A 12,141-nucleotide genomic window follows, 5' to 3' on the forward strand; every position below is an offset into this window, starting at 1 on the left:
ATGCCGAGTGAAGGCATTGGCGACAGCCTTTGGCAAGCCTGCGTCGACCAGCTCGCGCAGGAACTGTCGGAACAACAGTTCAACACCTGGATCAAGCCGCTGACCGCCAGGGTCGCGGACGATCTTTCGCGCGTGACCGTCTTCGTGGCCAACCGCTTCAAGCTGGACTGGATCCGGGCCCAGTACGCGGGCAAGATTGCAGCGATGGCCGAGAAGCTCTACGGCCAGCCAGTCATCATCGAGTTAGCGCTTGCTCCGCGAGAAATCGTTGCCAGGCCTGTGTCGATGGCAGTGACTGTCGAGACGGATGTGCCTCGCGATGTGACTGGTCCCGGCGAGGATCCATCCGGCGGCGCCTTCAAGAACAGGCTCAACTCCGGCCTGACCTTCGAGACGCTGGTCGAAGGCACGGCCAACCGGATGGCGCGAGCCGCGGCCATGCACGTGGCAGGCATGCCCGGGCATCTCTACAACCCGCTGTTCATCTATGGCGGCGTCGGGCTGGGCAAGACCCACCTGATGCATGCAGTGGGCAACCGCCTGCTCTCCGACCGTCCCGACGCCAAAGTTCTCTACATCCATGCCGAGCAGTTCGTGTCGGATGTGGTCAAGGCCTATCAGCGCAAGACCTTCGATGAGTTCAAGGAGCGCTATCACTCGCTCGACCTGCTGCTGATCGACGACGTCCAGTTCTTCGCCAACAAGGATCGGACACAAGAAGAATTCTTCAACGCCTTCGAGGCCCTGCTGGCCAAGAAGTCGCACATCGTCATGACCAGCGACACCTACCCGAAGGGGCTGTCGGACATCCACGAACGACTGGTCTCGCGCTTCGATTCCGGACTGACGGTGGCGATCGAGCCGCCCGAGCTCGAGATGCGCGTGGCGATCCTGATCAACAAGGCGCGCGCCGAGAACGCGGAGATGCCGGAAGAAGTGGCCTTCTTCGTGGCCAAGAACGTGCGTTCCAACGTGCGCGAGCTCGAAGGCGCGCTGCGCAAGATCCTCGCCTACTCGCGCTTCAACCAGAAGGAGATCTCGATCGCCCTGGCGCGCGAGGCGCTGCGCGACCTGCTGTCGATCCAGAACCGGCAGATCTCGGTCGAGAACATCCAGAAGACGGTCGCCGACTACTACAAGATCAAGGTCGCCGACATGTACTCGAAAAAACGGCCGGCCTCGATCGCACGGCCTCGCCAGATCGCGATGTACCTGGCCAAGGAACTGACCCAGAAGAGCCTGCCCGAGATCGGCGAACTCTTCGGCGGCCGCGACCACACGACGGTGCTGCACGCGGTGCGCAAGATCTCCGGCGAGCGCCAGCAGCTCACGGAGCTCAACCAGCAGCTCCATGTGCTGGAACAAACCCTCAAGGGCTGATGCATGCTGGCCATCGCAGATTCATCGGGACCTGTCAAAGGACAACTCTGGGGAAAGATCCGGCACAAGCGGGCTGTTGTCCACAGGCGTGTCGCGTTCCCGAAAGTTGTGCGCCTCGGCGCGACACCACGGAAGCACGCCTGCGCACAGGCTACCGGCATCAGCAAGTGGCTGTCAGCAAAGCGGAAAATCGCCCTGTCCACAGCGGGGGCCGTCCCTTATCTACTACTACTAATTTGAATTAAAGAAATAAAGGAAGAGGTAAGTCATGATCGTTTTGAAGGCCACACAAGACAAAGTCCTCGCTGCCCTGCAGTCGGTGGCGGGTATCGTGGAGCGGCGGCACACGCTCCCGATCCTGGCGAACGTGCTGATTCGCAAGACTGGCCCGCGCCTGCAGCTGACCACCAGCGACCTGGAAATCCAGATCCGCACCCATGCCGAGCTAGGCGGTGACGACGGCAACTTCACGACCACCGTAGGCGCGCGCAAGCTGATCGACATCCTGCGCACCATGCCTGCCGACCAGACCGTGAGCCTGGAGTCGAGCGCCAGCAAGCTGGTGCTCAAGGGCGGCAAGAGCCGCTTCACGCTGCAATCGCTGCCGGCCGAGGACTTCCCGCTGGTGCAGGAGTCGGCCAACTTCGGGCCCGTCTTCAGCGTGCCGCAGAAGACCCTGAAGGACCTGCTCAGCCAGGTCTCCTTCGCGATGGCGGTGCATGACATCCGCTATTACCTGAACGGCATCCTTTTCGTGGCCGAAGGCAAGCAACTGAGCCTGGTGGCCACCGATGGCCATCGCCTGGCCTACGCTTCCGCCATGCTCGACGTGGAGGTCCCGCGCCAGGAAGTGATCCTGCCGCGCAAGACGGTGCTGGAGATGCAGCGCCTCCTGTCGGACGCCGAGGGCGCGATCGAGATGCAGTTCGCCAACAACCAGGCCAAGTTCGCCTTCGAGGGCATGGAGTTCGTCACCAAGCTCGTGGAGGGCAAGTTCCCCGACTACAACCGGGTGATCCCCAAGAACCACAAGAACTCGGTAACGGTCGGCCGCGCGACCCTGCTGGCCAGCCTGCAGCGCACAGCGATCCTGACCAGCGAGAAGTTCAAGGGCGTGCGCCTCAACATCGAGCCCGGGACGCTGCGCATTGCATCCAACAACGCCGAGCAGGAAGAAGCCCAGGACGAGCTCGACATCGACTACGGCGGCGACGCCATCGAGATCGGCTTCAACGTGAGCTACCTGATCGACGCGCTGGCCAACATGGGCCAGGACATGGTGAAGCTCGACCTCGCCGATTCCAACAGTTCGGTGCTGATGACGATTCCCGAGAACGCTTCCTTCAAGTACGTCGTCATGCCGATGCGCATTTGACGGCGTATTTGCAGGGAGTGACGAGACCGCCCGCGGCATCCCGCGGGCTTGGTCTTTGAAGAGACGAATAGAACCCGGTTCCGAGAGAGAGAAAGATCCTGATGAGCGAAGACAACAAGCCGGACGTGCCGCACACCGAGCCCGTCTACACCCCCGAGATCGACAGCGCCATTCCGGTCGAAGTGACGCCTGCCGCCGTGGACACCTACGGCGAGGGCTCCATCACGATCCTCGAGGGGCTGGAGGCCGTGCGCAAGCGCCCCGGCATGTACATCGGCGACACCTCGGATGGCACCGGACTGCATCACCTTGTCTTCGAGGTGGTCGACAACTCCATCGACGAAGCGCTTGCGGGCTATTGCGACGACATCATCGTCACCATCCACACGGACAACTCGATTTCGGTGGTCGACAACGGCCGCGGCATTCCGACCGGGGTGAAGCTGGACGACAAGCACGAGCCAAAGCGCTCGGCCGCCGAAATTGCGCTGACCGAGCTGCATGCCGGCGGCAAGTTCAACCAGAACAGCTACAAGGTCTCGGGCGGCCTGCATGGCGTGGGCGTGAGCTGCGTGAATGCGCTGAGCAAGATGCTGCGCCTCACGGTGCGGCGCGAGGGCAAGGTGCACGTGCTCGAGTTCAGCAGGGGCTTCGTACAGAACCGCATCGTCGAGGCGGTGAACGGCGTCGAGGTGTCTCCGATGAAGATCACCGGCGAAACGGAGAAGCGTGGCACCGAGGTGCACTTTCTTCCCGACACCGAGATCTTCAAGGAAAACGCCGACTTCCACTACGAGATCCTCAGCAAGCGGCTGCGCGAGCTGAGCTTTCTGAACAACGGCGTACGTATCCGGCTGCTGGATGAGCGCAGCGGCAAGGAGGACGACTTCTCCGGGGCCGGCGGGGTCAAGGGTTTCGTCGAGTTCATCAACAAGGGCAAGACCATCCTGCACCCGAACGTGTTCTACGCCGCCGGAGAGCGGCCCGCCGAAACCTACGGCGGCATCCCCGGGACGCACATCGGCGTCGAGGTCGCGATGCAGTGGAACAGCGGCTACAACGAGCAGGTGCTGTGCTTCACCAACAACATCCCGCAACGTGACGGCGGCACCCACCTCACCGGCCTGCGCGCCGCGATGACGCGGGTGATCAACAAGTACATCGAGGAAAACGAGCTCGCCAAGAAGGCCAAGGTCGAGGTCACCGGCGACGACATGCGCGAGGGTCTGTGCTGCGTGCTCAGCGTGAAGGTGCCCGAGCCGAAGTTCTCCAGCCAGACCAAGGACAAGCTGGTCTCCAGCGAGGTCCGCGCCCCGGTCGAGGACATTGTCGGGCGGCTGCTCGGCGACTACCTGCAGGAGCGGCCCAACGACGCCAAGATCATCTGCGGCAAGATCGTCGAGGCCGCGCGTGCGCGCGAGGCAGCCCGCAAGGCACGCGAGATGACGCGCCGCAAGGGCGTGCTCGACGGCATGGGCTTGCCCGGCAAGCTGGCGGACTGCCAGGAGAAGGACCCGGCGCTGTGCGAGGTCTACCTCGTCGAGGGCGACTCCGCAGGAGGCTCCGCCAAGCAGGGGCGAGACCGGAAGTTCCAGGCCATCCTTCCGCTGCGCGGCAAGATCCTCAATGTCGAGAAGGCGCGCTACGAGAAGCTGCTCACGAGCAACGAGATCCTGACCATGATCACGGCGCTGGGAACCGGCATCGGCCGTGCCGGCGCGACCACTGCAGGCGGCGGCGCCGATGACTTCAACGTCGCCAAGCTGCGCTATCACCGCATCATCATCATGACTGACGCCGACGTCGACGGTGCCCACATCCGTACGTTGCTGCTCACCTTCTTCTATCGCCAGATGCCCGAGCTGGTCGAGCGCGGCCACATCTACATTGCGCAGCCGCCGCTTTACAAGGTGAAGGTCGGCAAGGAGGAGCAGTACCTCAAGGACGGGCCGGCGCTCGACGCCTTCCTGCTGAAGATCGCGCTGAAGGATGCGAGCATCCAGACGGGCGGGGAAAAGCCGGCGACGCTCAGCGGCGAGACGCTGGCCGAGCTGGCCCGCAAGCACCAGCTGGCCGAGGCGGTCATTGCGCGCCTCGGCAACTTCCTCGATGCCGAGGCGCTGCGTGCCATTGCCGACGGTGTCTCGCTCGATCTGGACACCACGCCCGCGGCAGAGGCCTCCGCCGTGGCGCTGCAGGCGAAGCTTCGCGAACTCAGCGCCACCGGCGTGCCGGCCGAAGTTGCCAGCGAGTTCGACGCGCGCACCGACAAGCCGCTCCTGCGCATCAGCCGCCGCCACCACGGCAACATCAAAAGCAGCGTCATCACGCAGGATTTCGTGCACGGCGCCGACTACGCAGCGCTTGCCGAGGCCGCCAAGACCTTCCGCGATTTGCTGGGCGATGGCGCGGTCGTTCGCCGCGGCGAGGGCGAGAAGGCCAAGGAAGAGAAGGTCGGCGATTTCCGCGAAGCCATGCGCTGGCTGATCGGACAGGCCGAGAACGCCACCTCTCGCCAGCGCTACAAGGGCCTGGGCGAGATGAACCCTGCGCAGCTGTGGGAGACCACGATGGACCCCAGCGTGCGTCGCCTGCTCCGAGTGCAAATCGACGATGCCATCGAGGCCGACCGCGTGTTCACCATGCTGATGGGCGACGAGGTCGAGCCGAGGCGGGAGTTCATCGAGCAGAACGCGCTGCGGGCGGCGAACATCGACGTGTAGGAGAGAGAGCGACGGCGACCAGAATCCATGAGACCCGAAGAAAAATGTCCATTCGGGCTCAGCCGGCGCCGCACTTCGCGTAAACGCTATACCTAGCCTGACTTTTGCTAAGCAAGAATTTCGGCCGATTGGATGCCGTTTTTTGGAGCGAGGACAGAAGCAATGAAACCGAACCGTTTCGGGTGGCCCCTGGCGGCACTGGTCTTTCTGGGTGCATGGACTTCGGCGCAGGCGCTCCCTTCGAACCCGCCGATCCTGGTGACCCAAGGCATCGAGTACATGTGCGGCGGGAAGAACAGCGCGGAGGCGGCGTTCATGCGGATGGTGTCGCCGCGCTGGGCGGCCACGCTGGAGTTCTCGGTCAACCGCGCGAAACCCGGCGACGTGCCGGACGACGTGACAGTGGTGGTGCGTGAACGCTATACCGGTCGCCCGATCATGGAAACCGTTGCGGGGGCGCCGTTCATGGTGGCGCGGCTCGATCCCGGCGCCTACGAGGTCGAAGCCACGCTGGGCGGCGTCACGCTGCGGCAACCCCTGACGGTGTTCAACGGGGCCCCGTCGCGGGCCGTGTTCGTCTGGCCTTCCAACGTCGATTTCGCGAATGCCGGCGGTCCGCGCATGGCAGAGCAGCAGGCCGCCGTGCGCAGCAGCAGAGACTGATGCAGCGGCCGCAGGCGGCGCTCCTGAGGTTCAGTTTCATTTAAGCCAGCCTTTCCATAGTTGGGGCGTGTCGGATCGTTTCGCCTCTGCTTCATCTTGAGGACATGGCTATGAACACAACCCGTTTATGGTGGCCGGCGGCTGCCCTGATGCTTGGTGGTGCGTCGCTTCTTGGTGCGCTGTCGGCACATGCGGCCTACAACCCGCCGATCCATATGGCCAACGGTATCGAGTACATGAGCGGCGGCGTCAGCAGCGACGAGGCCGCGCTGATGGAGACCGTGGCGCCTCGTTGGCCGGCCACCTTCGAGTTCGCGGTCAAGGATGGCAGCCGTTCGGACTTCGCAGCCGACGTCGCCGTGACGGTGCGCGATGCCGGCGGGCGCACGGTGCTGTCGCAGGTCACGGCGCAGGGCCCCTTCATGGTGGCGCGCCTCGAGCCCGGCCGCTACGAGGTGGAGGCAACGCTCGGGGGCCGCACGCTGAAGCAGACGGTCGAGATCCACCCCGGCAGCCCGACCCGGACGCTGTTCCTCTGGCCCCCCGGCACGGATGTCAGCGCACACTCGTGAACGGAGCCTTCGCCTGAAGTGAGGTGGCGTGGCTTGCCGGTTTTTTCACCGGCACGCGTGTGATTGCTGGCATGCGCCTTGAATGGGGAACAGGCAGCGCCCACATGCGCTCCTTGCGTCCTGCTGGTACCGTGCAAGGCTTCGATGCCACTTCGCCCCATCACCCTCCTCTTCACACTGCTGCATGTCTACATCGGCCTGCGGCTGCTGCCTGCCCTCGCCGTGCTCACCGGCGCTTGGCCGGTCTTGCTGGCAGCGCTGGTGCTGTCAGCAGTCACCATGCCGCTGCCGTTTGTCCGCGCGCGCAGCGCCCACGGACGTGCGACCTTGTCCAACGGCTGGAAATGGCTGGGCCTGCTGAGCATGGGCTGGTTTTCCTCTATGTTCGTCCTGACCCTGGTGCGCGATCTCGGGCTGTTGCTGAGCTGGATCGTTTTCACCGCGGGCGGGTGGACGTTCGACGCCTCGCGCGCGCAGGCCTGGAGCGCAGCGGCGGTGCCCTTCATGGCAACCCTCGTCTCGCTCATCGGCTTCTTCAACGCCCGGCGCACCGCCAGCGTGGTGCGCGTGGACGTGCCGATCCGCAACCTGCCGGCGGGCCTCGAGGGCTTCACCATCGCCCAGCTCAGCGACATCCACGTCGGGACGACCATCCGGCGCGGCTACATCCAGCGCATCGTCGATGCGGTCAACCTGCTGGGTGCCGACATGGTCGCGATCACCGGCGACCTCGTTGACGGGACGGTGACCGAGTTGCGCGAGCATGTGGCGCCGCTGGCTGGCCTGCGCGCGCGCCACGGCACCTTCGTGGTAACCGGCAACCACGAGTACTACGCCGGCGCTCATGCCTGGATCGATGAGCTGCGACGCCTGGGCTTGCGGGTGCTGCTCAACGAGCATGTGGTGCTGCAGACGCGCAACGTGAAGGGTGCGCAGACCGACGAGGAGGCGTTCGACAGTGCCGTGTTGGTGGCTGGCGTGACCGACTACACCGCCGTTCATTTCGACGCCGCGCATGCCAGCGATCCCGTGCGTGCCCTGCACGGTGCACCGCCATTGGTGCGCACCCGCCTGCTGCTCGCGCACCAGCCTCGCAGCGCGCCGGCTGCGGCCGACGCGGGCTACCAGTTGCAGCTCTCGGGTCACACGCACGGGGGGCAGTTCTTCCCCTGGAACCTGTTCGTGCCGCTGCAGCAGCCCTTCACCGCCGGGTTGCACCGGCTGCGCGAGATGTGGGTCTATACCAGCCGTGGCACCGGCTACTGGGGTCCACCCAAGCGCTTCGGTGCGCCGTCCGAAATCACGCTGCTGAGGCTGGTGCCGGAACGGCTGTGAATGGGTTCAGGCCTGCAGGCCGGTGAGCCGCCGCGCGTTGGCGCTCGCCTTGGCGTGGATTGGCTTGAGGCCGCGTTGCGCGATGCGCGCGCCGGCGCTCGACAGCTGGCTCAGCGTCGCGGCCGAGCGCGTGGCGGCGCCGACGAGTGCCTGGCCGTGCCTCGAGATCTGCGTTGGCGTGGTGCTGGTGACCAGCGAAGCCATGGCGACGCCGCCGGCCAGCCAGTGCCGCACGGCACGGTGGACGAGCGCAAACTGCGTGCTGTGCAGTTGGTTGGCGATCGCGGCACCCGACTCGGTGGCCGCCGCCAGCTTCTCATGGCCCATGAGCTGCATTTCGGCCAGGTCTGCATCGCTGGGCACGAGGCCGGCCCTGGCCATGCCCTCGGTGCGCAGCCGGATCACGGCGCTGGAGTACAGCAGCATTTCCTGCGTCTTGAAGGCGACATCCGTCCAGAGCATGAAGGGGTTGAAAAACCGAGGGGAGGAGGAGAAGGCTGTGGACATGAAGGTCATACGATAAGCTGAAACCCACTATAGGCTCATCGGACGGGCCAGTGGCATCGTGGCGAGTTTTCAGCGAAGATTTCATCTCGCTTGTCGCGGCGACCCGGCCACGTCGGCCACCTCCAAGCTGGCGGTGGCAGGCGTCGTCTCCGTTTCTCCCCGGACCTGTTCGAATGCCCAAAAAGAAATCGCCCTGCGCCAAGGTTCTGCTGTGTGCCGGTCTCTTGTCGCTTTCAGTCAGCGCATCCGCCTTCGAGGATGGCTCCCCCGCCTTCTATTTCGAGGCCGGCCGCGCCCCGCACAACGACACCAGTACCCGATCTCTGACGATTGGCGCAGTCCTGCCCTGGGGGCAGCAGCAGCTGGTCTGGGGTACCCAGGTCACCTCGTATGCCGACCTGTTTTTCAGCCAATGGCGCACGCCGAACGTCGATCGGAACGGCCACCACAACTACTCGCAGCTGGGTGCCATTGCGGGCTGGCGTTTTCGCTTCGAGGAGGGCGCTTCGCCCTGGTTCTTCGAAGCGGGCCTCGGCGGTAGCACGATGAACGACCGCTACCAGTCGCCCGACCGCCGCTTCAGCACACGCTTCCAGTTCACCGAGCAACTGGCCATCGGCCGCAACTTCGGCTCGCGCGGGGAGCACGAGCTTTCGCTGCGGATCCAGCACTTCTCGAACGCCGGCCTTCGCAAGCCCAACCCGGGCGAGAATTTCTACAAGGTGCGCTACCTCTACCGCTTCTGAGCCAGGCGCTTGCCTGGTGCGAGGTAGTCGTTGGCGACCGCCAAGTCGTGCAGCCACTGGGCATAGGCGGATTCGCGCTGTTCCGGATCGCCCCTGAGCAGCGCCGACGGATGCAGCGTGACCAGCACCGGCAGGCCGCGCGCATCGGTGTGCCATTGGCCGCGCTCGCGCGTCACCGGCACCGGTCGCCCGAGCAGGGCTCGCGCGGCCGTGGCACCGAGCGCTATGAGGGCATGCGGGCGCACCTGGGCGATCTCGCTTTCGAGCCAGTGCAGGCAGATAGCCACTTCGCGCTGGGCGGGCGTCTTGTGCATGCGGCGTTTGCCGCGCAACTCGAACTTGAAGTGCTTGACCGCGTTGGTCACATACAGCCGGTCGCGCGACCAACCCAGGTCCGCCACGGCCTTGTCGAACAACCGGCCCGCCGGCCCCACGAAAGGTCTGCCTTGCAGGTCCTCCTGATCGCCGGGTTGCTCGCCGACCACCATGACCGCGGCAGCGGCGGGGCCCTCGCCGAATACCGACTGCGTGGCGTGTTCACCGATCGGGCATGCCCGGCAGCGGTCCGTCGCCTGCCTCAGCAGTTCCAATGCCTGCGCGGGCTCCTTTGGCAGATCGGGTGGGTCGGGATAGCTGGGGTGTTCCGGGTGATCGGACATGGCAAGCTCCGTCGATCTGAGGCCGTGTGCGGCGGCGGGAATGCGGCGCAGGGGTGCGGTTGGCTCGGCTTCGATCATGCGCTCGCTGCGTGCGGCCGCGTCGCGCGCGAGCGTACCGATCAAGGGGGCTTCAGGCAGGTTGTGCCAATAGCCGCGCGGCATCTGCCGCTGCATGGTGGCAAGCTTCAGGCGCGCCGGATTGAAGACGTGGCGGTAGTAGGTGAGCCACAGGTGCTCGCCGGCGTCGGCCGGCGGCGCCTGGTCCCGCGAAGCGCCGGGACCGCATTCAAGCACCTCGCCGTTCCATCGCACACTGCACTCGGGCGTGAGGATCGCCCAGTGCATCCCGGTGAAACGCTGCAGGAAAAAGGGCGCCACCGCTTCGACGATGTGATGGTCGGGCTCGAACCAGGCCACGTGCAGTGGCGCGTCGCCGCCCGGCTCCTCGACCCGGCGGAACCGGACGAAGGCCTTCATGCGGTGCATGTCTCTTCGCACCGCCTGTGCCATGCGACGCGCGCGCAAACGGTCGGGATCCAGAGCGTCGTGGCGCAGCCCGGGCTCGTGCACCAGCCGCCAGAGCAGCCGGTAGAGCAGGGCGAAGCGCGTCGGATCGGCATGCAGGATCACCGATTCGCACAGCGAAAGAAAGGATGCCGGTACAGCGAAGGCGCCGCCGCCGGTGTGCTCGCCCCGCGCCTGGGGCACGATCTCGCCAAACAGCTCGCTGGTGCTTGCGCCAGCCGTGCACCAGCTCACCTCTTCCGGAGGCACGAGGCGGGCCAGCAGGGTGCGGGCCTCGCGCCGGAAGCCGTGCCAGTCGGTCTCGCTGGCCAGCGTGACGAGGTGATGCGCCATGCTGCAGGTTAGGGAAGGAGCGCGCAGTGCGGTTGTAGGCCTTCAGCCGGAAAACAGCGAGGCCTGAACCGGCGCAGGCCTGAAGCGCCTGGCGATGTCTGCCGCTTCGAGGCCGCGGCCAGGCCGATGATCCTCGGTGATGACGAACAGCATCACGGTCGATAGCTGCACGCGCAGCCGGCGCAGGTCCTCGCTGCGCAGCCGTCGCACGCGGCGTGTGGCCAGCAGCCGCTCGACGGTCTTCACGCCAAGCCCGGGTACACGCAGCAGCATCTCGCGTGGTGCGCAGTTCAGGTCCACAGGGAAGCGCTCGCGGTGCGCGAGCGCCCAGGCGAGCTTGGGATCGAGGTCGAGCCGAAGCATGCCTTGCGAGGCAGGGACGATCTCCTCGTGCGAGAAGCCGTAGTAGCGCATCAGCCAGTCGGCCTGGTAGAGGCGGTGCTCGCGCGCCAGCGGCGGTGCCTGCAGCGGCAGCGAAGGCGACGCATCGGGGATGGGGCTGAAGGCCGAGTAGTACACGCGGCGCAGCCCGTAGGCGCCATACAGCCTGGCGCTCGACTCGAGGATGGCGCGATCGTCGGCGCCGTCCGCCCCCACGATCATCTGTGTGCTCTGCCCGGCCGGCGCAAACGGGGTGGGCGCGCTGCGCCGGGGTGGCGCGCCCGGCACCGAAGCCGTCTTGGCGGAGGCCGCCTCGAGCGATTCCCCGCGAGCCTCATCGATCTGCGTGCGCAGCCGGGCCATCGAGCGGCGGATGGCGTGGATGTTCTTTTCGGGCGCGAGCGAGGCGAGCCCTTGCGCGGTGGGCAGCTCGATGTTGATGCTCAGCCGGTCGGCGTAGCGCCCTGCGCGCTGCAGCAGCTCCGGCGCTGCGTCGGGAATGGTCTTGAGGTGGATGTAGCCGCGAAAGTCGTGCGTCTCGCGCAGCACGCGCGCGACCTCCACCACCTGCTCCATGGTGTAGTCGGGACTGCGGATGATCCCCGAGCTCAGGAACAGCCCTTCGATGCAGTTGCGGCGATAGAAGTCGAGCGTCAGCGCCACGACCTCGTCAACGGTGAAGCGCGCGCGAGGCACGTTGCTGCTCACACGGTTGACGCAGTAGAGGCAGTCGTAGCCGCAATAGTTGGTGAGCAGTACCTTGAGGAGCGATACGCAGCGGCCGTCCGGCGTGAAGCTGTGGCAGATGCCCTGCCCGTCGGTGGAGCCGATGCCTTTGCCATTGGTTGAGTCGCGGCGCACGCCACCGCTGGAGGCGCACGAGGCGTCGTACTTGGCGGCGTCGGCGAGGATGGCGAGCTTCTGCTGGGTGTCCACTGTATG

10 protein-coding genes are annotated in these 12,141 nt (G+C 65.6%); 7 read left to right on the forward strand and 3 right to left on the reverse strand.

The genetic code is table 11. The features are described from left to right. From dnaA to G3W89_RS00030, 6 genes are all read left to right on the forward strand, one after another. On the forward strand, positions 1-1,380 hold a 1,380-nt coding region (gene dnaA, locus G3W89_RS00005), incomplete at its 5' end, for a chromosomal replication initiator protein DnaA (protein ID WP_162572191.1). A 268-nt stretch (positions 1,381-1,648) separates the two neighbouring features. Further along, the gene (gene dnaN, locus G3W89_RS00010; RefSeq protein WP_162572192.1) at positions 1,649-2,755 is read left to right on the forward strand and encodes a DNA polymerase III subunit beta; all 1,107 of its coding nucleotides are present in this window, start codon (positions 1,649-1,651) and stop codon (positions 2,753-2,755) included. A 101-nt stretch (positions 2,756-2,856) separates the two neighbouring features. Further along, a complete protein-coding gene (gyrB, locus tag G3W89_RS00015) occupies positions 2,857-5,478 on the forward strand; it encodes a DNA topoisomerase (ATP-hydrolyzing) subunit B (RefSeq protein WP_162572193.1) in 2,622 nt (873 codons plus the stop codon). Between the two features lie 162 nt (positions 5,479-5,640). Next, a complete protein-coding gene (locus tag G3W89_RS00020; protein ID WP_162572194.1) occupies positions 5,641-6,141 on the forward strand; it encodes a hypothetical protein in 501 nt (166 codons plus the stop codon). Between the two features lie 110 nt (positions 6,142-6,251). Beyond that, the gene (locus G3W89_RS00025) at positions 6,252-6,713 is read left to right on the forward strand and encodes a carboxypeptidase-like regulatory domain-containing protein (protein ID WP_162572195.1); all 462 of its coding nucleotides are present in this window, start codon (positions 6,252-6,254) and stop codon (positions 6,711-6,713) included. 144 nt (positions 6,714-6,857) lie between these two features. After that, the gene (locus G3W89_RS00030; protein WP_162572196.1) at positions 6,858-8,048 is read left to right on the forward strand and encodes a metallophosphoesterase; all 1,191 of its coding nucleotides are present in this window, start codon (positions 6,858-6,860) and stop codon (positions 8,046-8,048) included. A 6-nt stretch (positions 8,049-8,054) separates the two neighbouring features. On the opposite strand, the gene G3W89_RS00035 is transcribed toward G3W89_RS00030, so the two are convergent. Then, positions 8,055-8,555 carry a polyhydroxyalkanoate granule-associated phasin gene (locus G3W89_RS00035; protein ID WP_162572197.1) on the reverse strand — a complete coding sequence of 167 codons (501 nt, stop codon included), beginning with the start codon at positions 8,553-8,555 and terminating at the stop codon, positions 8,055-8,057. A 173-nt stretch (positions 8,556-8,728) separates the two neighbouring features. Here G3W89_RS00035 and G3W89_RS00040 point away from each other — a divergent pair, with 173 nt between their 5' ends. Further along, the gene (locus G3W89_RS00040; protein ID WP_162572198.1) at positions 8,729-9,301 is read left to right on the forward strand and encodes an acyloxyacyl hydrolase; all 573 of its coding nucleotides are present in this window, start codon (positions 8,729-8,731) and stop codon (positions 9,299-9,301) included. Here G3W89_RS00040 and G3W89_RS00045 read toward each other — a convergent pair. Continuing rightward, the gene (locus tag G3W89_RS00045; RefSeq protein WP_162572199.1) at positions 9,289-10,818 is read right to left on the reverse strand and encodes a UdgX family uracil-DNA binding protein; all 1,530 of its coding nucleotides are present in this window, start codon (positions 10,816-10,818) and stop codon (positions 9,289-9,291) included. The two genes, G3W89_RS00040 and G3W89_RS00045, sit on opposite strands and share 13 nt — an antisense overlap. Before the next feature lie 42 nt (positions 10,819-10,860). Next, positions 10,861-12,135, reverse strand: coding sequence for a putative DNA modification/repair radical SAM protein (locus G3W89_RS00050; RefSeq protein WP_162572200.1), 1,275 nt, complete (start codon positions 12,133-12,135; stop codon positions 10,861-10,863). Positions 12,136-12,141 lie beyond the last annotated feature (6 nt).

The organism is Variovorax sp. PBL-H6 (genome assembly GCF_901827155.1).
In the GTDB taxonomy this organism is placed as follows: Bacteria; Pseudomonadota; Gammaproteobacteria; order Burkholderiales; family Burkholderiaceae_C; genus Variovorax.

Bases quoted from the DNA above. Each gene is read 5' to 3' on its own strand.
- dnaN (WP_162572192.1), top strand. From the start codon at position 1,649: ATGATCGTTTTGAAGGCCACACAAGACAAAGTCCTCGCTGCCCTGCAG.
- gyrB (WP_162572193.1), top strand. From the start codon at position 2,857: ATGAGCGAAGACAACAAGCCGGACGTGCCGCACACCGAGCCCGTCTAC.
- G3W89_RS00020 (WP_162572194.1), top strand. From the start codon at position 5,641: ATGAAACCGAACCGTTTCGGGTGGCCCCTGGCGGCACTGGTCTTTCTG.
- G3W89_RS00025 (WP_162572195.1), top strand. From the start codon at position 6,252: ATGAACACAACCCGTTTATGGTGGCCGGCGGCTGCCCTGATGCTTGGT.
- G3W89_RS00030 (WP_162572196.1), top strand. From the start codon at position 6,858: ATGCCACTTCGCCCCATCACCCTCCTCTTCACACTGCTGCATGTCTAC.
- G3W89_RS00035 (WP_162572197.1), bottom strand. From the start codon at position 8,555: ATGTCCACAGCCTTCTCCTCCTCCCCTCGGTTTTTCAACCCCTTCATG.
- G3W89_RS00040 (WP_162572198.1), top strand. From the start codon at position 8,729: ATGCCCAAAAAGAAATCGCCCTGCGCCAAGGTTCTGCTGTGTGCCGGT.
- G3W89_RS00045 (WP_162572199.1), bottom strand. From the start codon at position 10,818: ATGGCGCATCACCTCGTCACGCTGGCCAGCGAGACCGACTGGCACGGC.